The organism is Erythrobacter sp. JB1-15 (assembly GCF_057365035.1).
In genome coordinates this window covers 2,661,612-2,685,025 of sequence record NZ_CP200295.1, presented here as the reverse complement: position 1 = coordinate 2,685,025, position 23,414 = coordinate 2,661,612, and the positions used below count along the sequence as shown (strand labels likewise).

Genomic DNA, 23,414 nt, shown 5'->3' with positions numbered 1-23,414 from the left:
GAAACCGGACCTAGGGAAGCAGCAACGAAGAGTCACCATAGGAATAGAAGCGATATTTATTTGCGATCGCATGGGCATAAACAGCCATCATCCGATCGCGGCCCATCAGCGCGCTCACCAGCATCAGCAGAGTTGATTTGGGCAGGTGAAAATTGGTCATCAGACCGTCGACGCCGTTGAAGCGGTATCCGGGCGTGATGAAGATATCGGTGTCGCCTTCAAACGCATTGATCGTCCGGTCAGGCGAGGCAGCGCTTTCAAGGAGGCGCAGCGACGTGGTGCCTACCGCAATGACCCGGCGGCCATCGGCGCGGGCCTGATTGAGCCGGTCAGCGGTTGCTGCGTCAATCCGGCCAAACTCGCTGTGCATCTGGTGATCGTCAGTGTCCTGCGCTTTTACTGGCAGAAACGTCCCTGCGCCCACATGCAAAGTGAGCGTTTCGCGCGCTATCCCGCGCGCATCGAGACTGCCGATCAGCGCGTCGGTGAAATGCAAAGAGGCGGTTGGGGCAGCAACCGCGCCATCCTCCCTTGCAAACATTGTCTGGTAATCTTCAAGGTCGGCTTCATCCACGCCGCGTTTTTGCGCGATATAGGGCGGCAGCGGCATGGTGCCTGCACGCTCGAGCAGCACTTCAACCGGCTCATCACCTTCGAACAAAAGCGTGATTGAACCGTCGCCGGCGCGGTGCTCCGCAATCGCCGTCACCCCGCCGCCAAACACCAGCTGATCGCCCAGTTTCACCCGCTTGGCATTGCGGACAAAGGCCTGCCAACGGCGCAAATCGATGCATTTGTGCAAAGTGGCGCCGATCTTGGCCTCACCGCCTGCGCGGCGGCCTTCCAATTGAGCCGGAATGACGCGCGTATCGTTGAACACCAGCACATCGCCGGGTTCCAAACACTGCGCCAGATCGCGCACGCCGGCATCTTGCAATGGGGCATCACTGCCGCGCACAACCAGCATTCGCGCCGCATCACGCGGGCGCACGGGGCGCAGCGCTATGCGGTCCTGCGGGAGCTCAAAATCGAACAGGTCAACTTTCATATGCCGAAGCCCCTAATCGCAGGCGGCGGCGCTGGAAAGTCCTGAGAACGCTTATTGCTCCAATGGAGCGTTCAGCAAATCAGCCGTGATCGTCTCTTCCACAGGGGGAGCAGGCGGCGCTGGCGGGGCGCGGTTGTCACTGGCGAGTGAAGCTTGCACGATGCGCGTGGGGTTTTGCGGCGGCTCGCCCTTATTGATCGCGTCGACGCCTGCCATATTATCAATCACGCGGCCAAAATTGGTGTAGCGCTTATCAAGGCTGAAACGCGGATAAAACACGATGAAAAACTGGCTGTTGGCGCTGTTTTCTTCACTCGCCCGGGCCATGGCGAGACTGCCGCGAACATGCGGCATGGGGTTAAATTCCGCTTCGAGGTCGGGCAATTCCGACCCGCCCTGCCCGGTTCCGGTGGGATCACCGCCCTGAGCCATAAATCCATCGATGACGCGGTGGAAAATAATGCCATCGTAAAAGCCGCGGCGAGTCAGTTCCTTGATCCGCTCAACATGCGTGGGCGCCCATTCGGGCATCAGGCGGATCGACACGCGTTCGCCGTTGGACAGATCCAGCACCCAGACATTTTCGGGATTGGCGCTCACATCATAATTGATCGGCGCAAAGGTGCGCGGCGCGGTAGGCGCCTCGTCTTCGTCCTGTGCGGATGCAATAGAGGGATTGAAAGCCAAAGTGAGCGCGGCAAATCCGGCGAGAAATGTCTTAGGCATAGCAAAAGTTTTGATCGTTTTTTCCAACATGCGCGCGTCTTAACCAGAGCAGGCTGACACTTCAATGAATGATGCGAGCGCCCCAGCCAATAATCCCCGCGCCAATAATGCCTGCGCCGATCATACTCGCGCTAATAATCACCGCGCCTGCCGATTTTCTCCACCCGTGCGTTCACATCCTTGCAGATCTGCTCGCTAACAAACGGAGTGACATCGCCGCCATAAATGGCGATTTCCTTGACCAGTTTGGAGGCGATGGGTTGCAGGGACACATCGGCCATCAAAAAGACGGTCTCAATCTCTCCATCCAATTGCTGGTTCATGCCCGCCATCTGATATTCGTATTCAAAATCAGCCACCGCGCGAAGGCCCCGCACGATAACGCTAGCCCTTTGCGCGCGGGCGAATTTCATCAACAGCGCATCAAAGCCAACGACTTTGACATTGTCGATCCCCATATCTGCCACTTCGCGCTTGACCATGGCAAGGCGTTCGTCGGTCGTGAACATGGGGTTCTTGGACGGATTGGTGGTGACGCCGATGATAAGATCATCCACCAGCTTAGCCCCGCGCCTGATGATATCGGCATGGCCCAAAGTGATCGGGTCGAATGTTCCGGGGTAGATCCCGATGCGGCGTGTCATGGGTAGAACTCCTCCCATTCTATCGTGTAATCAACATTTCCATCGCTTGGAGTGATAGTGACTTTCTCACTCACCCGGTCATCCAATTTATACAAAAAGGCGTTTCGAGAAGCTCTGGAAAAACCAATATCGCTCATGCCTTTTCGCAAAGACGCTACGCAATTGCTGTCCGCGCTGAAAACTCGATTAACCACGCGCAGGCCTTCGGGTGTGTCTCCGTTCGACATTCTAAGCGGCCGAACTTCTTCGCACGCATCAGCGGCAAATCGGACAATGAACATCTCAGTCAAATTGTCAGGCTCTTGCTCGCACGCGGCCAATGCGGACAGACAGGCAGACAGAATGAAAAGCCGCGCTCTCACCGGTCCCGCTCAACAATAAACCGAGCCAGCGCGCGCAGCATATCCGCTTCTGCGCCGTACGAACCAAGCCGCTCAACCGCCTGATCCACCAGCATCCGCGCCTGATCGCGCGCTTTATCCGCGCCCATCAGGGTCACAAATGTCTGCTTGCCCTGGCTTTCGTCCTTGCGCAGCGCTTTGCCCGCCTTTTCCTCATCGCCCGACACATCCAAAAGGTCATCAGCAATCTGGAAAGCAAGGCCAATATCGCGCGCATAGGCCCGCAGGTTCGCGCGGCCTTCGGGCGGTACTTTGCCCAGCACCGCGCCCATTTCAACGCTGGCTGCCAGCAAAGCGCCCGTTTTCAATTGTTGCAGCCGCGTGATCGCCTGAAGGTCGTATTCCACCCCTTCTTCATCGGCGACCATATCCATCATCTGACCGCCCGCCATGCCGCTCATCCCGCTCGCCTGGCCAAGCGTCGCGATCAATTCTGAGCGTGTGAACGGATCGGTGCTCGTCCCGCTATCGGCCAAAATCTCAAACGCCAGCGCATGCAGCGCGTCCCCTGCGAGCACAGCGGTTGCCTCATCAAATTTGCGATGCAGGGTTGGCTTTCCATGGCGCAAATCATCATCGTCCATGCACGGCAGATCATCGTGGATCAGCGAATAGACATGGATCGCCTCTATCGCAGCCCCTGCCCGCAAAGCCGCATCGCGCGACACGCCGAACAATTCCGCCGTGCTGACAAGCAGGAATGGGCGCACCCTTTTGCCCCCGCCAATCGCGGCATAGCGCATGGCCTCTACCAGCCGGGCGCTGGTGTCATCAGGCACGGGCAAGAACGCATCAAAGACCGAATCCACTTCGGCCTGAACCCGTTTCAGCTCAGCTGCGAGCCCATCATTGGCAACCTCTTGCAACGCCACGTCAACCCGCCTTGTCGAACGGCGCAGTGCCCGATGGCGCGCCATCTGCACCCGTCACAATCTTCTCAATCCGCGCCTGGGCTGCATCCAGCCGCTTCTGGCACGCCTCACGCAGGCGCTCGCCTTTTTCATACAGATTGATCGACTGGTCGAGCGGAACATCGCCGCGCTCCAGCTGCTGCACGATCTGCTCAAGCGCGATCAACGCGTCTTCAAAGCTGAGCTGTTCAATTTCGCCGCCGCTTTGCGCGGAACTATTTGCCTCATCCATGCGCTCAAGCATTGGACATGCAATATCACCCGGTCAAGACCGGGACGAATGAAGGATAGAGACAAATGACAAATTACCTCATCGCCTTTGGCATTGCCGCCGTCACCTTTGGCGCGATGGATGCGATGTGGCTTAGCTGGGCCGGGCCAAATCTGTACCGCCCGATTATCGGCGAGATTATGGCCGATAACTTCAATATGGGCGCAGCCGGAGTGTTTTACGTCCTCTATCTGCTTGGCATGATGTGGTTTGGCATCAAACCCGGCCTTGAAAGCGGTGACTGGACCAAAGCCCTGCTCAACGGCGCGTTGCTCGGCGCGCTATGCTACGCGACTTTTGACTTGACCTCGCAAGCAGTTTTTAAGGTATGGGCCACGAAAATAAGTGTCATGGATATCTGCTGGGGCGCGTTCGCAACGGGCACGACCAGCGCGATTGCCACCTGGGCAACGCTTAAGATAACCAGCTAAACGGGTCAGGAATTGGGAGCGAAAGCATGTTTATTGGTCATTTCGCTCCTGCTTTCCTCGCCGCCTCTGTCACACAGCGCCGCGCCAACGGGCCGGGCATCGCCACAATGTTTGTGGCCGCGCAATTGGTGGATTGGGCGTTTTTCATCCTTGCCTTTGCTGGGATAGAGAAAATGCGCATTGATCCTGATGCGACCGTGATGGTGCCGTTTGATCTGTATCACCTGCCTTATACTCACAGCTTAACAGGCTCTGCCGCATTTGCGCTTGGGTTTGCGCTGTTTGTGTGGATCAAACACAAGGATGCAGTGGGCGCTTTTCTCGCTGGCCTTGTAGTAATCTCGCATTGGGGGCTCGACTGGCTGACCCACCGCCCCGATTTAACGCTGACCGGCAGCGGGGAAGCTTATGGTTATGGCCTGTGGAACTACCCTGAAATCGCGATGCCGCTGGAACTGGGCATCACTTTGGGCGCGTTTCTCATTTATCTGCGCCGCAGCAAGGGGCCGTTGCTGCCCCCGCTGGTGCTGATCGGTACCTTGGTCACTTTGCAGATGGTCAATTGGTTTGCCCCCCATCCCGAAGCGGCTGGGCCGTTTGTCTATGGCCAGGCGCTGCTCGCCTTTGCGATTCTCACAGGTCTTGCATGGTGGCTTGGGGAGAACCGCTATGTGATGCGAAAAGCTGGCTTGGCCTCAGCCCTTAGCTGACATATGGGCATGGGCCATGAGTGAACAGCCAAGCCCCACCGCCCCGAGCCAAAACACCAGCGAAATCACCGACGAGATCGTCGAACAGCACGGCTTTTCGCACGAGGAATACGCGCAGGTGCTCAAATCATTGGGCCGCGTGCCCAATATGGTGGAGCTGGGCATCTTCTCCGTCATGTGGTCAGAGCATTGCAGCTACAAATCATCGCGACTGCATCTGAAGAAATTGCCGACCGAGGCCCCCTGGGTAATTTGCGGCCCCGGTGAGAATGCGGGCGTTATTGATATTGGCGATGGTCAGGCGGCAATCTTCAAGATGGAGAGCCACAACCACCCCTCTTACATTGAACCCTATCAGGGCGCGGCAACCGGCGTTGGCGGGATTTTGCGCGATGTCTTCACCATGGGGGCAAGGCCTGTTGCGAATGCCAACGCGCTGAGGTTCGGACGGCCCGAACATCCCAAGATGAAGCATCTCGTGCAAGGCGTGGTCGCAGGCATTGGCGGATACGGCAATTGCGTGGGCGTGCCGACCGTGTGCGGGGAGACGAATTTCCATCCCGCCTATGATGGCAATATCCTCGTGAACGCGATGACAGTGGGCGTCGCGGATACGGACAAGATCTTCTATTCCGCGGCCACAGGCGTCGGAAATCCGATTGTTTATGTCGGATCAAAGACGGGCCGCGATGGTATTCACGGCGCGACCATGGCGAGCGCTGATTTTGAAGAGGATGCGGAGGCCAAGCGCCCCACCGTGCAAGTGGGCGATCCCTTCACCGAAAAGCTGCTGATCGAGGCGTGTCTCGAACTGATGGCAACCGATGCGATTGTCGCCATTCAGGATATGGGGGCAGCCGGCCTGACCTCATCCAGCGTCGAAATGGCGACCAATGGGAAAGCGGGCATCCGGCTCGATATGGACAAGGTTCCCTGCCGCGAAGAGGGCATGACGCCTTACGAAATGATGCTTAGCGAGAGCCAAGAGCGGATGCTGATGGTGCTCAAACCCGGCAAAGAGGCCATGGCGCAGGCGATCTTCGAAAAGTGGGAACTGGATTTCGCCGTGATCGGCGAGGTTACTGATACGCGGCACATGGTGCTCGAATGGGGCGGCGAAGTGGTGTGCGATATTCCGCTTGGACCATTGGCAGCAGACGCGCCGGAATATGACCGGCCCTATCTGTCGAAAGAGGAATACAAGGCATGGGCGCAGGTTAAGCCCTTGGATGAGGTGCCGGAAAGCACCGACATCGGCGCGGACTTGCTCAAGCTGATGGCCAGCCCCGCCCTTGCCTCGCGCCGCTGGATTTCCGAGCAATATGACAGCCAGGTTATGGGCGACACGCTGCAAACTGGCGGCGATGCCGGTGTTGTGCGTGTGCACGGCACCAACAAAGCGCTCGCGCTGACCACCGATTGCACGCCGCGCTATGTCTATGCTGATCCCTATGAAGGCGGCAAGCAGGCGATTGCCGAGGCGTACCGGAACCTGTGCGCAGTGGGCGCACGGCCCCTCGCGGTGACAAACTGCCTGAACTTCGCCAATCCTCAGCGGCCCGAGATCATGGCGCAATTTGTCCATGCTCTTGAGGGTATGGGCGATGCCTGCCGCGCTTTGGACTTCCCGATCGTTTCTGGAAACGTGTCACTCTACAATGAAAGCAAGGCGACAGGCGGAGGCAGCGCCATCCTCCCTACGCCCGCGATTGGCGGGGTCGGCATTATCGATGATGCGTCCAAGATGATGACGATGGGGTTTAAGGAGGAAGGCGATGCAATCTACCTTCTTGCACCGGAATTCTGGGCAAAGCCGGATCCAACCCGATCTCACCTTGGCAAATCGCTGTGGCTCGAATTGGTCAAAGACGTCAGAGATGGTCGCTCGCCGCCAGTAAATCTGACAGCTGAAATCGGTGCGGGTCAGATTGTTCGCAAGTTGATCGGCAAAGGATTGTTAAGCGCGGTGCATGATATCTCAGACGGCGGTTTGGCCGTAGCCTTGTCGGAAATGGCAATGTCAGGTGGCAAAGGCGCAGAGGTAACCTCGAACGATGCCTACACCGCTTCACAATGGTGGTTTGGCGAGGATCAGGCCCGCTATGTGATCACGGTAGCATCTGACAACATCGAAGCATTCAATGCAATCGTTGCTGAGGGACCAGATATTGAGGAAGCCGAGATGGTTGGCCTTACGCGCATCGGAACAGTCGGAGGGGAAAACGTATTGAACGTCCCCCTCACCGACCTGCGCGCCGCGCACGCCAGCTTCTTTCACGACTGGATGGGCCAATAAAACGAAACCGCTCATGCTGAGCTTGTCGAAGCATCGCACTTTTCTTCTGGCACCTTATCAAAAGTGAAGTGCGGTCCTTCGACAAGCTCAGGACGAGCGGGGAAAGTGTTTGCTCATGCTCCAGCCCCTACTCCACTACGGCGGGCATTGGCTTGTCCCCTTCGCTATCGGCTGGCTCATCTGGCGCGATAACTGGTGGCGCGCCGGACTAATCATTGCGAGCGCAAACCTGATCGACCTCGACCATCTGCTCGTCAGCCCTATCTTCGACCCGAACCGCTGCTCAATCGGGTTTCACCTGCTGCATGGCTGGCAAGCTGCCCTTGCCTTCACCGCAATGCTCGCAGTGCCCAAATGGTGGATACGTGCCTTTGGCGTAGGCGCGCTTTGGCATCTTTGCGTGGACTATGGCGATTGCGTGATGCAGACATGGTGATGTGACCGCGGACCTCTCCAGCAAAGCTACCCTAACCCTCGTCGCCTTTATCGTGTTTGTCGACATGATGGGGATCGGGCTCATCGTGCCTGTCATGCCATCTTTGCTCGAAGAGATGACGGGCCTTGCCGAGGCGCAAACCGCGAGCATTGGCGGCTGGCTGCTGTTTGCCTATGCGGTGATGCAGTTCCTGTTTGCGCCCGTTATTGGCGGATTGTCCGACCGGTTTGGCAGGCGGCCCATCTTGCTCGTCACCGTGTTCCTGCTCGGCATTGATTACATCATCATGGCGCTCGCGCCTGATTTGTGGTGGCTGTTTGCAGGGCGCATCCTCTCGGGCATTATGGGCGCGAGCTGGGCTGCGGCCAATTCGTGCATTGCCGATATCGCCGGGCCGCAGGATCGCGGAAAACTGTTTGGAATGCTGGGCGGTGCAGGCGCGAGCGGGTTTGTCATTGGCCCTGCAATCGGCGGCACTTTGGGCGAATATTCGGTGCGCGCGCCGTTTTTTGCAGCGGCCATTTTGTGCATAGGCGGCGCGGTAATCGGCTGGTTTGCCCTGCGCGAAACTTTGCCGAAGGATCGCCGCCGCCGCTTTACGATGGCGCGCGCCAATCCGCTGGGAACGATATTTGAGATGTCGAAAACGCCGCTCATCCTCGGCTTTCTCAGCGTGATATTCCTGATGCAGACCGCAGCGCAATCCACCATGGCGGTGTGGTCATATTACACTCGGCTCAAATTTGATTGGAGCGAATTTGATATTGGGCTCGGTGTTGCCTTTTACGGTCTGATGCTCGCCTTTACGCAAGCTGGCCTGACAGGCGTTTTGATTAAGCGTTTTGGCGTGAAAGCCACCGCGATCGGCGGGCTGGTTATCGGCCTGCAATCCTATGTCCTGATGGCATTCGCACCAACCGGCTGGTTTTTGATCTTTGCGATTGTGGTTGGCAGCATTGCAGGCGTCACATTTCCCGCCATCCAACAAATGATGAGCGAGCGGATTTCCGAAGACGCACAGGGCGAGTTACAAGGCGCGGTCGCCTCCACCATGAGCATTACCAGCGTTTTTGGTCCGGTTATGATGACCAGCGTTTTCGCGGTCTATGCCGATGACACCGGGCTCTATTTCCCCGGCGCACCATTCCTGCTGTCCGCCATGTTCGGCTATGCCGGTCTCGCGGTTCTGTGGCGCGTTACCCGCCAGATTGCGCAGCGAACGCCCGGCTAAGCAGGCGCTGCATCGTTGATTGCAATGTCGTGTTCGCCGTAACCCTCGCTCTCCAATTGCGCGAGGCATTCGCGGTAGAGCACGGGCTTGCCGATATTCATTTCCGCGCGGACGTCATCAATGTCACGGGCCATCATCGCTTCAACATCCATATGGCTGAGCTTTGCTGCAGCCTTGCCCAGATTGCGCCCTTCGCGAATGGCGGCATAGATCGGGGCTGATGTGCCCGTTGCCTTCTTAATCTGACGCGCGGCGGCATAGGCGATAAATTTGACGCCCAGATTGTGATCTTGCTCATAGGAAAAGCCGAGCAAAGCCGCTTCGCCCAAAGCATCGCGGCCATACCCTGTCAGGATGTGCGACAAATCATGCGTATCGCGCAGGCGGCACGTGTACCATTCCAGCTGATCATTCGGCCGTTCGTGGCGGGGCCGCCAATCATAGCTTTCAGCCTGAAGGCCAGCAGCAGATAACCCTTCGCGTTTCATAAAGCGGATGTAATGCTGCGCCAAAGTGTTCGGCCCGCAATCGGCCCAGCGCGCATGATCATCAAGCATCTCGCCAATCGGCAACACGTCTTCGCGCTGCATAAATTCGCGCGCTTTGGGCGTTGCGACGAAATTGCGAGCCTTATCCAGAACTCTGCGGCCTGACAGCGCCTCGATAATGTAGAACACCTGTTTGGTGTCCTCTTTATCGGCCACCAGCTTGCGGAAATGGCGCAGCGCGGTGAACGGGCGGAAACCGCTGATTTTGCGGTCGGGCGCAAGGAAAGGAAGGTCGATGGTAGCCATGGTTTGTCTCGTAAATCCGAATCTCAATAACCAGTCATTGGAATGCAACCTACATCAATGTTAGTAAGATGTCCAGCGCGTTGACTAGAGCGGCGCAAGAGCGGATAGGCTTGGGCTATGAAGACCCACGAAACGGCCCCTTACGCCCTTGAACAATTGAGCGATGATGAAGCGATAGAGCGGGCGCGCACTTTTCGCGACACGACCAAAACGCGCCGCACCTGCCGCTATTTCGCTGACACGCCCGTGCCGCGCGAAGTGATCGAAGCGGCCATTGAAGCCGCCGGCACCGCGCCAAATGGGGCAAACCACCAGCCATGGCATTTCGCGGTGATTGAAAGCGCAGACAAAAAACGCGCAATCCGCGAAGCCGCCGAAGCCGAAGAACGCCGCTTTTACGGCGAAGAAGGCAGCAAACCCAAGGCATCAGATGAATGGCTGGGCGCATTGAAAGACCTTGGCACCGATGCGGATAAGCCTTTTCTCGAAAACGCGCCTTATCTCATCGCGGTTTTCGCCCAGCGCAAAGGTGGGATTGAAGAGGATGGCAAAACGCAGAATTACTACGTCAATGAAAGCGTCGGGATCGCCTGCGGCCTGCTGATCGCGTGTCTGCACGAGGCGGGATTGGCAACTTTGACCCACACGCCCTCCCCCATGGGTTTCCTGCGCGAGGCGTGCGAGCGGCCCGAATGGGAAAAGCCGTTGATGATTGTCGTGGTGGGCCGCCCTGCCAAGGACGCGACAGTGCCAGCGCATGCCTTGAAGAAAAAACCGCTGAGCCAGATTGCGAGCTGGCTTTAGTCGCGCACCCACTCATCCTCAGAAATACCCAATAGGCTGAGCACGGCTGTCAAATCGCCGTTATCAATCACGCCATCAGCCGCGGCTTTTGCTTTGGGTTTGGCGTGGTAGGCAAAGCCATAGGTCGCGGCTTCGATCATTGGGATGTCATTCGCGCCATCGCCAATTGCCAGCGTCCAGGGATGGGTATCAAGCGCGGAGGCTTCAGCTTCCAGAACCTCGCGCTTTGTGGAGCTGTCGACGATTGCCCCCTCAAGCGCGCCTGTCAGCTTGCCGCCAGTTACTTCGAGCCGATTGCCGACCACACGATCAAATCCCAATTCTTCGGCCACACGGTCTGCGAAGTGGTGAAACCCACCTGTGACCAGCACCGTTTTGCAGCCCTTGGCTTTCAGCGTTTGCACCAAAACCCGCGCGCCGGGATTGGCGCGGATGCGCTCTGCAAGACATTGCGCAATCGCGTCTTCGGGTAGACCTTTAAGCAGCGCGACACGCTCTTTCAGCGCGTCTTCGAAATCCAGATCGCCTTGCATCGCGCGTTCGGTGATGTCGGCGATCTTGTCTTTGAGACCGGCATAATCAGCCAGTTCATCAATGCATTCCTGCCCGATCATGGTGGAATCCATGTCGGAGACGAAGACATTGGGAATGCGAACCATTTCGCTGGCAAATAATGTATCACATTTTCCGAAGTGAGGGTGCATCACATTGAGGGCATATCCGGTGTCCTCTATGTTCAAGTGCAGTTGGAGAACGGTCTGAGGGATCGGTAGACGAACACCTGAAATCACCTGCATGTGAGCAACGGGCCACGCCTGACGGAAGCCGCCCAGAATTGAGCTGCCCTTGGGATGCTCGCTCTTGAAATCGCGAAGCTGTGTTTCCCAATTCTGATTGTCTGCTATCAGCCGCGCTATGAGCACTATCGAAGACCCTCTTTCCAAACCTGTCGCGCTCATTGCAGGCCCCACTGCAAGCGGCAAGAGCGCATTGGCCGTGGACCTTGCAAAAACGCTTGAAAAAGCCGGGCGCGAGGCGGTGATCCTGAATGCGGACAGCGCGCAGGTCTATTCCGATCTGTCCATCCTGTCTGCCCGGCCCAGCGAGGATGAGATGGGCGGGATCGACCACCGCCTGTTCGGTGCATGGGACGGGGCATGGGCGTGCTCAGCAGCCGATTGGGCCAAGCGTGCGCGCGAGGAAATCGGCGCCTGCCATGCAGCTGGCGTGGTGCCCATACTGGTGGGCGGCACGGGGCTTTATATCAAAGTCCTGCTCGAAGGGATCGCCCCCATTCCCGAAATCAACCCCGAAGTCCGCGCCGCCACTCGCGCGCTTTCAACCGAGGCCGCTTATGCAGCCCTCCAAATCGAAGACCCAGAGCGCGCCGCCGATCTCAATCCCGGCGATACCCAGCGCATTGCCCGCGCACTGGAAGTGAAACGATCCACTGGCGTGACGCTGGGCGATTGGCAATTGTCCAAAACCGGCGGGATCGCGGAGGACATCACGCTTTACCCCGCCGTCCTGATGCCGGAGCGTGAATGGGTCTATCAACGCTGCGACAAACGCTTTGGCATGATGGTTGATAACGGCGCGCTGGAAGAAACCGAAACCCTGGTTGCGCGCGGGCTTGATCCTGATCTTCCAGTTATGCGCGCCATCGGAGTGCCGGAATTGAGCGAGCATCTGGCCGGGCGGCTGTCGATGGCGGATGCGATCATCAGCGCCCAGCAATCCACGCGCAATTACGCCAAGCGCCAGTTCACCTGGCTGCGCAACCAGTCTCCGGAAGAATGGCCGCAAATTGAGTCCGAAAATTACGATGCGTCAAAAATTTTTGGTTCATTATTACAAAAATAACGCTTGACGCATCATAATATGCCCTCTAGCGCGGCCTCGAAGACGCAATTTAATACGGCGCGGCGGTTCGGTTCTTGGAATTGTCCAACGCATCGCTTAACGATGGTCAAAGAAGCATATAGAGGAAGGCAATCTGATCATGTCCATTATTTTGACTGTGGTGGTTACGGGCTGATCGGGCGTTCTTCATACGAATACCCGGAACGGCCCGATGCGAATAACCGCCTCGGGCCTTTTTTGTTTTGAATTGAAAGATTTGGGAGACGCACGTGGCGCAACCATCTGGTGCCGCAATTCTGGTTCAGGGCCTGATAGATCAGGGGGTCGAATATGTGTTCGGCTATCCCGGCGGCGCGGTCCTGCCGATTTACGACGAACTGTTCGGCGATGAACGCATTCGCCACATCCTCGTCCGCCACGAGGCCGGCGCGGCGCATGCCGCCGAAGGATATGCGCGCGCGACCGGCAAGCCGGGCGTTGTTCTGGTCACATCCGGCCCCGGCGCAACCAATGCGGTAACCGGCATTGCCGATGCGTGGATGGATTCGATCCCGCTTGTCATCATCACTGGCCAAGTGCCCACCGCATTGATCGGGTCCGATGCGTTTCAGGAAGCCGATACCGTCGGCATCACGCGCCACTGCACAAAGCACAATTATCTGGTCAAAGACCCCTCTGATCTTGCCGCCACCATTGAAGAAGCGTTCTGCATTGCAACGACGGGCCGGCCGGGTCCGGTTGTGATCGACATTCCCAAAGATGTGCAGATCGCAGTGCCTTCCAAAAACCGCGCTTCAAAACTCACCGCAACACACCGCTATACCCCGCAAATGGTCGCCCCCGCTGAACAGATCAGCGAAGCGGTGGAGTTGATTGCCAGTGCCCAGCGGCCCATCTTTTACACAGGCGGCGGCGTTATCAATTCCGGCCCGCAGGCCACTGAATTGCTGCGCCAGTTTCAAGATCTAACCGGCGCGCCCACCACATCGACGCTGATGGGGCTTGGCGCGTTTCCATCTGAGCATCCCGATTGGCTGGGAATGTTGGGAATGCACGGCACTTACGAAGCCAATATGGCGATGAACGGGGCCGATGTGATGGTTTGCATCGGCGCGCGCTTTGATGACCGGGTGACCGGCAGGCTCGATGCGTTTTCGCCCGGTTCGAAGAAAATTCACATCGATATCGACCGGTCCTCGATCAACAAAACGGTGCCGGTGGACCTTGGTATTGTGGGTGATTGCGCGACTGTGCTTGACCAGATGATCGAGGCGTGGGGTGCGCGAAGCCCGCAGGATATGGGCGAATGGAAAGCGCGCATTGCCGGATGGCGTGCGCGTGAATGCCTGGCTTACCCGGGCAAATCCAAGAAACATCCCGATATGATCATGCCGCAAAAAGCGGTGGAGCGGCTGCATGCTTTAACGCACGAACAATCACCCATCATCACCACCGAAGTGGGCCAGCACCAGATGTGGGCGGCGCAATATTTCGGATTTGAACAGCCGAACAAATGGCTGACTTCCGGCGGGCTTGGCACGATGGGTTACGGCCTTCCCGCAGCGATCGGCGCGCAATTGGGGCATCCCGATGCCCTGGTGATCGACATCGCAGGCGAAGCCAGCATTCAAATGAATATTCAGGAACTTGGCACGGCATCGCAATACCGTCTGCCGGTGAAGATTTTCATCCTCAACAATGAATATATGGGCATGGTGCGCCAGTGGCAGGAGCTGACTTACGAAAGCCGCTATTCCAATTCCTATTCCGACAGCCTGCCTGATTTCGTCGCTTTGGCGCAGGCGTATGGGTGGAAAGGTATTCGCATCCACGGCGAGGATGAGCTGGATGCAGGCATTCAGGCGATGATCGATTATGATGGCCCGGTGATTGTCGATTGCCTTGTAGCTCAAGATGCCAATTGCCTGCCGATGATCCCATCGGGCGCAGCGCACACCGAAATGCTGCTGTATGGTGACAGCGTCGATGGCACGATGGATGACGAAGCCAAAGCGCTCGTCTAAAGCGCAGCAGACAAGCGGAAAGACAAACACACCCATGAAAATCAAAAGCGCCGAAACAGAGCGCCATGTCCTTGCGATAACGGTCGATAATGAGCCGGGCATTCTTGCCAAGATCACCGGCATGTTCACCGCGCGCGGCTATAACATCGACAGCCTTACCGTGGCCGATATTTCCGACGATCATGCCGTCAGCCGGATCACGATTGTGACCAATGGCCCGCCAGAAGTGATCGACCAGATCGAGGCGCAACTGGAACGGCTGGTGCCGGTTCACAAGGTTATCGACCTAACGGCGGCTGGCCCGCATGTGGAACGCGAATTGGCGCTGATCAAAGTGGCCGGCACTGGCGACAAGCGTGTCGAAGCGCTGCGGATCGCGGATGTGTTCCGTGCGCAAGTGGTCGACACCACCACCGAAAGTTTCGTGTTCGAACTCACCGGCGCGCCGGACAAGATCGACAGCTTTATCGCGCTTATGCGCGGCCTTGGACTGGTTTCCGTGGGCCGATCCGGCGTAGTCGGCATGATGCGCGGCGTCGACGGCACAACCTAATTCATCCCGATATTCAGCAATTTAAAAGGAATACTTCACAATGAAAGTCTATTACGACGCCGATGCCGACCTTGATCTGGTAAAGTCGAAGAAAATTGCCGTTCTCGGCTATGGCTCGCAAGGGCACGCGCATGCACAAAACCTGCGCGATAGCGGCGTTGGCGAAGTTGCCATTGCTCTGCGCGAAGGATCAGCGACCGCGAAAAAGGCAGAGGCAGCAGGCTTCAAGGTGCTGTCCAACACCGAAGCGGCCAAATGGGCCGATATTCTGATGATCCTTGCCCCTGATGAACATCAGGCCGCAATCTATGCCGACAATGTGCATGGCCACATGAAGCCGGGCAGCGCGCTCGCATTTGCACACGGGCTCAACATTCACTTTGGCCTGATTGAGCCGCAGGACGATATCGACGTCATCATGATCGCGCCCAAAGGGCCGGGCCACACGGTGCGCTCTGAATACACACGCGGCGGCGGGGTGCCTTGCCTTATCGCAGTGCATCAGGATGCCAGCGGCAGCGCGCATGACACCGCCCTTGCCTATGCCAGCGGCGTTGGCGGCGGGCGCAGCGGCATTATCGAGACAAACTTCCGCGAAGAATGCGAAACCGATCTGTTTGGTGAGCAAGCGGTGTTGTGCGGCGGGATCACGCATTTGATCCAGGCTGGGTTCGAAACTCTGACAGAGGCCGGATACGCGCCTGAAATGGCCTATTTCGAATGCCTTCACGAAACCAAGCTGATCGTTGATCTGCTGTATGAAGGCGGCATTGCCAACATGCGCTATTCGATCAGCAACACCGCCGAATATGGCGATATCAAAACTGGTCCGCGCATCATCACTGATGAAACCAAAGCGGAAATGAAGCGGGTTCTTGAAGACATCCAAGCTGGCCGTTTCGTCAAAGACTTCGTACTGGACAACCGCGCAGGCCAGCCAGAACTCAAAGCATCGCGCAAAGCGGCAGAAGCGCATCCGATCGAGAAAACGGGCGCAGAGCTGCGCGCGATGATGCCGTGGATCAGCGCCAACAAGCTGGTCGACAAAGCCAAGAACTAAAGGGTATGCGGGCGTCATTATGGACGCCCGCCCACCTTCCCGCCCGCCTGCCCTTCCGCCTGTTCACCCGCTTATTTATGTCGCCATGGCGATCATCGGGATCGTCATCGTTGCGCGCGCCTATATGAACGTCAAAGGCCCTGAAGACTTTGAAATCACTGTCACACAGGAACAGGTGCAGGAATTTGCCCGCGCACAATTGAACGAGCTGCAACAGCAATCCTTTGCCCGGGACATCGAATTGTGCGGCATCATCTTTGAAGGCACAGGCGGCGAACTGGGCGCATCTGACCCGCGCCCGGGGGATGAGGCAAGCTGCGGCATCCAGTATTTCGATGAGCCGGGAATGCGCCCTGTGGCCAGCTATCATACGCATGCCGCTCAGAACGATGATTATGACAGCGAAGTGCCTTCAACGTTTGATCTGGAAAGCGATGCGGCGGCGGGCATGGATGGCTATGTCGCGACCCCTGGGGGGCGGTTTTGGCATGTCGATGCGAGCGAACCGTCCGCCAATATGGTGTGCGGAGCCGGATGTCTGGCGCAGGATCCGGGTTACAGATCCTGCCCAGCGCTTGATCCGCTGCCGCGCTACACTCTTACAGAATTGCGAGCGCGGCAGAGCGGGCCATTGCCTGATTGCTGAGGGTTGAGAGGCGAAAGCGCCTGCATCCATTCTCAGCCATTTGAAAAAAGAGTGTGACCAGCAGGATTTAGGAGGAAACTCCCACCGGCCACACCCAATCTACGCGCCTTCAGGCAGTCGGCGCGCAATCTGATCCGGAACAATCCGCTTCGCATGCCGAGGCATCGCAAGCTGCACCGCAGGCCGCCGCGCCACATGCTGCGGCACCGCAAGCCGCCGCACCGCAGGCATCCGCGCCGCAACCCGAAGCATCACACACCGCACCGCAGGCCGAGGCATCGCACGCCGCAGCGCAGGCCGAGGCATCGCACGCTGCGCCGCAGGCAGACGCTGAACAGGCCGAGGCGCTGCACGCTGCCGCCGCGCAGGCTGCTGCCTGACGTTTTGCGCGTTTCTTTGCTTCTTTGCGCGCTTTGCGTTCAGCACGGGCAGCTGCGCGATCAGCGGAGGAGTAAGACGAGCTGCTGGAGACACCGCGCGCACCGCACGGAAATTCTGCCATCGCTGGCGCGCCAGCACTCGCTGCGGCAAGACCGCCTGCAACCATCAACATCTTCGCAAGGCTTGTGGATTTTGACATAGGTAATTCCTTCAAAAATCAGTGCATTCGTGAAATGGTTTTCAATCAATCGCCGAATTTCTTGCCATCGGGCGTTTTGGCCCAGGCCGGATCGGATTTGGCAATGAAGCCATCGATATCGCCCAGCCATGTCTTTTGGACGTTCTGGTTGAAGTTCAAATAGAGTTTGCCACCGTGGATTTTGTACAAGGTGGGATCACCCGGCGCGAGCGAACCGCGGCTCATGGCCCAGGCGCAGTGTCCGCCATATTGCGGCGCATAGGCATCGGGATCGGCTTTGAACGCATCGGCATTGGCCTTGGATGCAAAGTGCCAGACAGCGCCGTCATGCTTTACAGCGAATTTCGCGCTGCCTTTTTGCGGCACACCATTGCCTTTGAAATAGCTGACCGTGTCATAGCCGCTCACCGCGATATCAGCGCCTTCGACGCCAACAAAAATGCCGCCATCAGCAGAAACGGGCGCGCTCAGCGCAATAGGTGCGGCCAATGCAGCAAAGGCAAGGCCGATATGAGATAGTTTCATCGGGGTTCTCCTAGAATTTGTAAGTCTGGCCCGTTCTTGCAAACACATTGGCCAACAAGCGCATAAGCCAGACAAAAAACGTGCGACGACCACCGGGCAGACAATCAGATAGGGGCGTCAGGGGGTTGGTCAGCAGGGGAACTGACCGGGGTTCCTGATTGCCGCCCAGTGGCCGCGCACATCTGGTATTCGCGGGGATGTCCGGATTGGTGACACCCGGCACAAAAAAATTTCGAAAAAACCGCGCACGCCTGCAAAAAGCGCAATATCGATAGGGCCGAATCGATAGGGCAGAATCGACATCGCAGACGCAATCAGGCAAAAGTCGCGCGCAAGGGGAAAGCAACCGAATATGCGGCTTTCGCAATGTCACAATATTGATGATTTTCGAAAGCTCGCCAAAGCGCGGCTGCCTTTTCCGGTGTTCGATTATATCGACGGCGCGGCCGATGATGAGCTGACCAAAGCGCGCAACACTTCGGCCTATGACAGCGTTGATTTGGTGCCCGATGTGCTTGCGGGGGTTGAACAGATCGACACCTCCTGCACCATTCTTGGCCGCAAAAGCGCTCTGCCCTTGATGCTGTCGCCAACTGCGGTTCAGCGCGCGTTTCACTGGCAGGGCGAAACAGCTGTGGCAAAAGCGGCGGAGAAGTTTGGCTTGTGGTTCGGCATCTCCAGCCTCGCTACCCGCTCAATCGAGGAAATCGCTGAGCTGACGAGCGGGCCTAAGCTGTTCCAGCTTTATGTTCACAAGGACAAGGGCCTCAACACTCATATGATCGAACGCTGTCAGGCGGCCGGCTTTGATGCGCTGGCGCTGACGGTGGATACGATTGTTTCGGGCAAGCGTGAGCGGTGCTTGCGCTCAGGTTTCACCACCCCGCCCCGGTTCACCCCTGCCGCCATTTTCAGTTACGCCACTCGCCCGCGCTGGACGCTTGATTATCTGATGCGCGACAAATTCCGCCTGCCCAATCTTGATACCCATGTGAGCGAGGGATCGAGCAAAGCGGTGAGCATTGCAGAATATTTCAACACCATGCTCGACACATCCATGGATTGGGAAACAGCCGCCGCTTTGCGCGAACAATGGGGCGGCACATTTGTGCTGAAAGGCGTAATGAGCGCCGCCGATGCCCGGCGCGCGGTGGATATTGGCGCGGATGCGATCATGCTGTCCAATCATGGCGGGCGGCAATTGGACGGCAGCCGCACGCCGTTCGATCAATTGCCGGAAATCGTCGATGCGGTGGGCGGAGAAATGGAGATCATCTGCGATGGCGGCGTGCGGCGCGGCACGCATGCGCTCAAAGCACTATGCACCGGCGCAAGCGCAGCATCGGGCGGGCGGCTGTATCTCTATGCTCTTGCCGCAGCCGGGCAGGACGGGGTTGAGCGCGCCTTGTCGATCCTGAAAGACGAGATAGAGCGGGCGATGCGGTTGATGGGGGTCACCCGAATTGACCGGCTAACCCGCGAGCGTTTGCGCGTGCGCTGATAGCTGCGGGATAGCGGATCAGGCGCAGGGGTGTCATAACCGCGTAAAGAACGCGCGCCTTACGGTGCGAACCAATTGCCAATCGGGGGACCAGCCTTGACCATTGCTGCCAAAATCGCAGGTACATTCGCCGCCATGCCGTTGCTGCTTGCTCTGGCTGCATGCGGCACGGCGGAAAATACAGGCGATGCCAGCAGCGCCGCTGATGATTTTGCCGCGCGGATCAAATCGGGCAATCCTGATGCTGCCTCCGAAACAGCGCCTGTGCCGCAGGGGACTGTCGCCCCTACCGTGGCAGAGCCTTTGCCCAATGCCGCCGAAGGCGCCTTTGCCCCCGGCACGGCTACCGATCCCGCCAGCGCCACATGCGGCGCGAATGAAATGGGCCAGTTTATCGGACTTGAAGCGAGCGATGATGTCCAGCTTGCGATCATCAATGTGATCGATGGCGCGAATGAAGTTCGCTTTGTCGCGCCGGGCGGTGAATATGTCCGCCCCGATGCGACCAATCCGCGCCTGAACATTATGCTCGATACTACCAATATCATTCGCGATGCGCGGTGTGGGTGAGGCATAGAAAAACCCCGCCACTCAGATGAGCAGCGGGGCTTTTGAAAGTCGGTTTATCCCGGATCAGTCCTGATAATGTTCATCAGCTGAGTGAGTGGGATAATTGGTGTCGGCTTTTGCGATAAAGCCGGGGATGTCAGCCTGCCAGCGGCCCTGAACATCTTCGTTGAAGTTCAGATACAGCTTGCCATCGACGATCTCGTAAACCTGCGGATCACCCGGAGCGAGCGCATCATTCGCGCCAATGGCCCATGCGCAGTACCCGCCATAGGCTGGTGCATATTTGGCCGGATCTTCGGCAAAGGTGTCTGCGTTTTCAGCGCTGGCAAAACGGTAATCGTACCCTTCGTAACGCACAGTGAATTCCTCTGCGCCTTCCACCGGAACGCCGTCATCGGTGAAATAGCTAACCACGTCATAGCCGGACACAGCCAGCGTACCGCCTTTAGCTTTACGATACACAGGGCCAGTGGCCTCGCCGCCAAGGTCTTTATACAGAGCAGTTTCGGTGGCCGCCTCTGCTGCTGCGGTATCAGTATCAGCCGGAGCATCTGCGGCAGGCGCGCCGCATGCGGCGACTGTGGCGAGAAGTGCGACTGCGAAAAGTGAACGTTTCATAATATGTCCTCCTAAGGGGGTTTTCACCGGCAGCCTGATTGCCGGTACACTCCTGTTTCGCAGACGTGCCAGCAATGGTTACACCGGGCCATAACTTTTTGTCACTCGCCCGCTTGCACCCGCTTCGAAATTCGCACACAAGCATGATTGTAATGCGATATGCTGGCCTTCTCCTACGACTTACGCGCCCTTGGGCGTGATGGCGCGCGTGCCAGTGGCCGCCTGCTGACGCTCAAGGGCTTTTGAACCAAACACCACCTGCCCCTTCGCATTCGAGACACTGCCATCATGCCCATGCTGAAAAACCCTTCGACCAAATACGCGCCCTTTGGCCAGATTGATCTGCCTGATCGCCAATGGCCAAGCCGCCTGATTGAGCGCGCACCGCGCTGGCTTTCCACCGATCTGCGCGATGGCAACCAATCGATCATTGATCCCATGGATGCGGTGAAGAAACGCCGGTTCTTCGATCTTCTCGTCGAAGTCGGCGTGAAAGAAATTGAGGTTGGCTTTCCCAGCGCAGGCGCGACCGAGTTTGACTTTATCTCAGGCCTCGTCAAATCGGATGCTGTGCCTGATGATGTCATGGTGCAGGTTCTCACGCAAAGCCGCGAAGATTTGATCCGCACTTCGTTCGAAAGCCTCGAAGGCGCGCGCGCAGCCATCGTGCACCTTTACAACGCAGTCAGCCCGGCATGGCGCGATATCGTCTTTCGAATGTCGCGCGATGAAGTGCGAGAAATCGCAGCCCACGGCGCAAAAGTGATGCGCGATTGCGCGGCCGAGCGGCCCGGCACCGATTGGCATTTCCAATATTCGCCCGAAACCTTCTCCACCGCAGAACTGGATTTCTCGATTGAGGTTTGCGCTGCGGTGATGGACGTGCTCGCCCCCACGCCGGAAAAACCGATCATCCTCAACCTGCCTGCCACGGTGGAGGCTGCGACTCCCAATATCTATGCCGACCAGATCGAATATTTCTGCAAGCACCTGCCAAACCGCGAAAGCGCGGTGATCTCGCTCCACACGCATAATGACAGAGGCACGGGCGTTGCCGCAGCAGAGCTGGGCCTGATGGCAGGCGCAGACCGGGTTGAAGGTTGTCTGTTCGGCAATGGTGAGCGAACGGGCAATTGCTGCCTCGTCACCATGGGGCTGAACCTGTACACGCAAGGGATCGATCCCGGCCTTGATTTCTCCGATATCGACCGCGTCATCGAAACGGTCGAATATTGCAACGACCTGCCTGTCCATCAGCGGCACCCTTATGGCGGGGAACTGGTCTACACCGCATTTTCCGGCAGCCATCAGGATGCGATCAAGAAAGGATTTGAAGCGCGCACCAGCCAGAACGACGAAGCCTGGCGCGTCCCCTATCTGCCTATCGATCCGGCAGACCTTGGCCGCGATTATGAGGCTGTCATTCGCGTCAATTCGCAAAGCGGCAAAGGCGGTTTTGCCTGGGTGCTGGAACAGGATCAGGGCCTCAAACTGCCCAAGCAAATGCAGGCGGATTTCTCAGCCCATGTTCAGAACCTGGCTGATGAATTGGGCCGCGAATTGAACGCTGCTGATATCTGGGATGCGTTCAAAGCGACTTATCATGTCGGCACCACCGACAGATATTTCAGCCTCGTCGATTACGAAGAAAGCCGCACCCCCGATGGCACCCGCCTGTTCGCGGGCAAGATCGCGGTCGAAGGCGGGCAGCAAAGCGTTTCTGGCAAAGGCAACGGCCTGATATCCAGCGTGGTCAGCACATTGGAAGGCGCGTTCGACCTTGATATCAGAGTGCTCGATTACTCCGAGCACGCGCTCGGCTCTGGCCGCGATGCGCGCGCGGCCGCTTACCTCAAATGCGAAAGCAAAGGCCGCGTCATCTGGGGCTGCGGCATTGACGAAGATGTCGCAACCGCCAGCGTTCGCGCAGTTCTTTCCGTCGCCAATTCAGCTATTGCGGCTTAAAAATTTCCAAGGGAGAATACATGCAAAACCTCTTCGATGTATCGGGCAAAGTGGCTGTCGTGACTGGCGGATCAAGCGGCATTGGCGCGATGATGGCCAAAGGGCTGCTGGTGGGCGGCGCGAAAGTTTACATCACCGCGCGCAAGGCCGACCGGCTTGAGGCCAAAGCCAAAGAGCTTTGCGAATTTGGCGAATGCACCGCGATTGCTGCGGACATGTCAAAGCTGGAAGGGATTGAGGCGTTTGTGGCCGAGGTTTCCAAACACGAAGACAGCGTGGATATCCTCATCAACAATGCCGGGGCGAATTGGGCCGCGCCCTTGGAGCAATTCCCCGAAAAAGGCTGGGACAAGGTGATGGATATCAACATCAAATCGGTGTTTTTCGTCGCGCAGAAATTCCTGCCGCTGTTGAAAGCCGCTGGCACGGCGGAAACCCCCGCGCGCATTATCAACATCGCGTCGATCAATGGCATCCGCAATTCGGGCATGCCGACCTATGCCTATTCCGCCAGCAAATCGGGCGTCATCCATCTGACAGAGCATCTCGCCACCGATCTTGCCTCAAGCCACATCAATGTGAACGCCATCGCCCCCGGCCTCTTCCCCAGCGATATGACCAAGCAGATCGTTGAAAATGACGGCATGGTCGATGCCGCACTGAAAAGCATTCCGCTGCGCCGCATGGGCGAACCTGAAGACATTGCGGGCACTGCCATTTACCTCAGCAGCCGCGCATCGGCCTGGCTGACGGGCAAAACGATTGCGCTGGATGGCGGGATGATTTCGACCGCGTGAGTAAGAGGC

General features: G+C 57.7%; 26 protein-coding genes. 15 read left to right on the top strand and 11 right to left on the bottom strand.

Going from position 1 to position 23,414, the window contains the following annotated elements; all coding sequences use genetic code 11:
- Window positions 1–10 precede the first annotated feature (10 nt).
- The 6 genes from queA to AC0V6L_RS12935 form a co-directional block, all read right to left on the bottom strand.
- On the bottom strand, window positions 11–1,048 hold the full coding sequence (queA, locus tag AC0V6L_RS12960; RefSeq protein WP_486154607.1) for a tRNA preQ1(34) S-adenosylmethionine ribosyltransferase-isomerase QueA: 1,038 nt from the start codon (window positions 1,046–1,048) through the stop codon (window positions 11–13).
- A gap of 51 nt (window positions 1,049–1,099) precedes the next feature.
- Entirely contained in the window at window positions 1,100–1,774 is a 675-nt protein-coding gene (locus AC0V6L_RS12955) for a peptidylprolyl isomerase (RefSeq protein ID WP_486154605.1), read from the bottom strand.
- Between the two features lie 131 nt (window positions 1,775–1,905).
- Complete coding sequence (gene coaD, locus AC0V6L_RS12950; protein WP_486154604.1) at window positions 1,906–2,418, bottom strand: pantetheine-phosphate adenylyltransferase; 513 nt, start codon at window positions 2,416–2,418, stop codon at window positions 1,906–1,908.
- Window positions 2,415–2,708, bottom strand: coding sequence for a hypothetical protein (locus AC0V6L_RS12945; RefSeq protein ID WP_486154603.1), 294 nt, complete (start codon window positions 2,706–2,708; stop codon window positions 2,415–2,417). Before AC0V6L_RS12945 ends, coaD begins: the two co-directional genes overlap by 4 nt.
- Before the next feature lie 68 nt (window positions 2,709–2,776).
- A complete protein-coding gene (locus AC0V6L_RS12940; protein WP_486154602.1) occupies window positions 2,777–3,691 on the bottom strand; it encodes a polyprenyl synthetase family protein in 915 nt (304 codons plus the stop codon).
- A 1-nt stretch (window position 3,692) separates the two neighbouring features.
- Window positions 3,693–3,962 (bottom strand): exodeoxyribonuclease VII small subunit, encoded by a 270-nt coding sequence (locus AC0V6L_RS12935; protein ID WP_486145950.1) that lies wholly within the window; start codon window positions 3,960–3,962, stop codon window positions 3,693–3,695.
- Window positions 3,963–4,027: 65 nt separating this feature from the next.
- Between AC0V6L_RS12935 and AC0V6L_RS12930 the strand changes: the two genes are divergently transcribed.
- The 5 genes from AC0V6L_RS12930 (at window position 4,028) to AC0V6L_RS12910 (ending at window position 9,105) form a co-directional block, all read left to right on the top strand.
- A complete protein-coding gene (locus tag AC0V6L_RS12930) occupies window positions 4,028–4,432 on the top strand; it encodes a DUF2177 family protein (protein ID WP_486154601.1) in 405 nt (134 codons plus the stop codon).
- Between the two features lie 26 nt (window positions 4,433–4,458).
- Window positions 4,459–5,142, top strand: coding sequence for a hypothetical protein (locus AC0V6L_RS12925; protein ID WP_486154600.1), 684 nt, complete (start codon window positions 4,459–4,461; stop codon window positions 5,140–5,142).
- Between the two features lie 16 nt (window positions 5,143–5,158).
- A complete protein-coding gene (gene purL, locus AC0V6L_RS12920) occupies window positions 5,159–7,438 on the top strand; it encodes a phosphoribosylformylglycinamidine synthase subunit PurL (protein WP_486154599.1) in 2,280 nt (759 codons plus the stop codon).
- 115 nt (window positions 7,439–7,553) lie between these two features.
- Window positions 7,554–7,874 (top strand): DUF6122 family protein, encoded by a 321-nt coding sequence (locus AC0V6L_RS12915; protein WP_486154598.1) that lies wholly within the window; start codon window positions 7,554–7,556, stop codon window positions 7,872–7,874.
- Between the two features lies 1 nt (window position 7,875).
- Window positions 7,876–9,105, top strand: coding sequence for a TCR/Tet family MFS transporter (locus tag AC0V6L_RS12910; protein WP_486154597.1), 1,230 nt, complete (start codon window positions 7,876–7,878; stop codon window positions 9,103–9,105).
- On the opposite strand, the gene AC0V6L_RS12905 is transcribed toward AC0V6L_RS12910, so the two are convergent.
- Entirely contained in the window at window positions 9,102–9,899 is a 798-nt protein-coding gene (locus AC0V6L_RS12905) for a Coq4 family protein (RefSeq protein ID WP_486154596.1), read from the bottom strand. The two genes, AC0V6L_RS12910 and AC0V6L_RS12905, sit on opposite strands and share 4 nt — an antisense overlap.
- 117 nt (window positions 9,900–10,016) lie before the next feature.
- On the opposite strand from AC0V6L_RS12905, the gene AC0V6L_RS12900 reads away from it, so the two are divergent.
- On the top strand, window positions 10,017–10,703 hold the full coding sequence (locus tag AC0V6L_RS12900) for a nitroreductase family protein (RefSeq protein WP_486154595.1): 687 nt from the start codon (window positions 10,017–10,019) through the stop codon (window positions 10,701–10,703).
- On the opposite strand, the gene serB is transcribed toward AC0V6L_RS12900, so the two are convergent.
- Window positions 10,700–11,662, bottom strand: a complete 963-nt coding sequence (gene serB, locus AC0V6L_RS12895) for a phosphoserine phosphatase SerB (protein WP_486154594.1) — start codon at window positions 11,660–11,662, stop codon at window positions 10,700–10,702. The genes AC0V6L_RS12900 and serB overlap by 4 nt on opposite strands.
- Between serB and miaA the strand changes: the two genes are divergently transcribed.
- The 5 genes from miaA to AC0V6L_RS12870 all read left to right on the top strand — a co-directional run bounded on the left by miaA (window position 11,619) and on the right by AC0V6L_RS12870 (window position 16,849).
- Complete coding sequence (miaA, locus tag AC0V6L_RS12890; RefSeq protein WP_486154592.1) at window positions 11,619–12,566, top strand: tRNA (adenosine(37)-N6)-dimethylallyltransferase MiaA; 948 nt, start codon at window positions 11,619–11,621, stop codon at window positions 12,564–12,566. The two genes, serB and miaA, sit on opposite strands and share 44 nt — an antisense overlap.
- 269 nt (window positions 12,567–12,835) lie before the next feature.
- Window positions 12,836–14,590 (top strand): biosynthetic-type acetolactate synthase large subunit, encoded by a 1,755-nt coding sequence (gene ilvB / locus AC0V6L_RS12885; protein WP_486154590.1) that lies wholly within the window; start codon window positions 12,836–12,838, stop codon window positions 14,588–14,590.
- A gap of 34 nt (window positions 14,591–14,624) precedes the next feature.
- Window positions 14,625–15,143: an acetolactate synthase small subunit gene (ilvN, locus tag AC0V6L_RS12880; RefSeq protein ID WP_486154589.1), complete on the top strand. Its 519-nt coding sequence runs from the start codon at window positions 14,625–14,627 to the stop codon at window positions 15,141–15,143.
- Between the two features lie 40 nt (window positions 15,144–15,183).
- The gene (gene ilvC / locus AC0V6L_RS12875) at window positions 15,184–16,203 is read left to right on the top strand and encodes a ketol-acid reductoisomerase (RefSeq protein WP_486154588.1); all 1,020 of its coding nucleotides are present in this window, start codon (window positions 15,184–15,186) and stop codon (window positions 16,201–16,203) included.
- A gap of 19 nt (window positions 16,204–16,222) precedes the next feature.
- A complete protein-coding gene (locus tag AC0V6L_RS12870) occupies window positions 16,223–16,849 on the top strand; it encodes a DUF4329 domain-containing protein (protein ID WP_486154587.1) in 627 nt (208 codons plus the stop codon).
- 109 nt (window positions 16,850–16,958) lie between these two features.
- Here the strand turns inward: AC0V6L_RS12870 and AC0V6L_RS12865 are convergent, their stop codons facing one another.
- Complete coding sequence (locus AC0V6L_RS12865) at window positions 16,959–17,429, bottom strand: hypothetical protein (RefSeq protein WP_486154586.1); 471 nt, start codon at window positions 17,427–17,429, stop codon at window positions 16,959–16,961.
- 45 nt (window positions 17,430–17,474) lie between these two features.
- A complete protein-coding gene (locus AC0V6L_RS12860) occupies window positions 17,475–17,954 on the bottom strand; it encodes a YHS domain-containing (seleno)protein (protein WP_486151362.1) in 480 nt (159 codons plus the stop codon).
- Between the two features lie 352 nt (window positions 17,955–18,306).
- On the opposite strand from AC0V6L_RS12860, the gene AC0V6L_RS12855 reads away from it, so the two are divergent.
- Together AC0V6L_RS12855 and AC0V6L_RS12850 are read left to right on the top strand one after the other, a co-directional pair.
- Window positions 18,307–19,455: an alpha-hydroxy acid oxidase gene (locus tag AC0V6L_RS12855; RefSeq protein ID WP_486154585.1), complete on the top strand. Its 1,149-nt coding sequence runs from the start codon at window positions 18,307–18,309 to the stop codon at window positions 19,453–19,455.
- Between the two features lie 96 nt (window positions 19,456–19,551).
- The gene (locus AC0V6L_RS12850; protein ID WP_486154584.1) at window positions 19,552–20,025 is read left to right on the top strand and encodes a hypothetical protein; all 474 of its coding nucleotides are present in this window, start codon (window positions 19,552–19,554) and stop codon (window positions 20,023–20,025) included.
- Between the two features lie 63 nt (window positions 20,026–20,088).
- Here AC0V6L_RS12850 and AC0V6L_RS12845 read toward each other — a convergent pair whose 3' ends face one another.
- A complete protein-coding gene (locus AC0V6L_RS12845) occupies window positions 20,089–20,643 on the bottom strand; it encodes a YHS domain-containing (seleno)protein (RefSeq protein ID WP_486154583.1) in 555 nt (184 codons plus the stop codon).
- Window positions 20,644–20,931: 288 nt separating this feature from the next.
- Between AC0V6L_RS12845 and leuA the strand changes: the two genes are divergently transcribed.
- Window positions 20,932–22,608 carry a 2-isopropylmalate synthase gene (gene leuA / locus AC0V6L_RS12840; RefSeq protein ID WP_486154582.1) on the top strand — a complete coding sequence of 559 codons (1,677 nt, stop codon included), beginning with the start codon at window positions 20,932–20,934 and terminating at the stop codon, window positions 22,606–22,608.
- A 20-nt stretch (window positions 22,609–22,628) separates the two neighbouring features.
- A complete protein-coding gene (locus AC0V6L_RS12835; protein WP_486151352.1) occupies window positions 22,629–23,405 on the top strand; it encodes a glucose 1-dehydrogenase in 777 nt (258 codons plus the stop codon).
- Window positions 23,406–23,414: the final 9 nt, after the last annotated feature.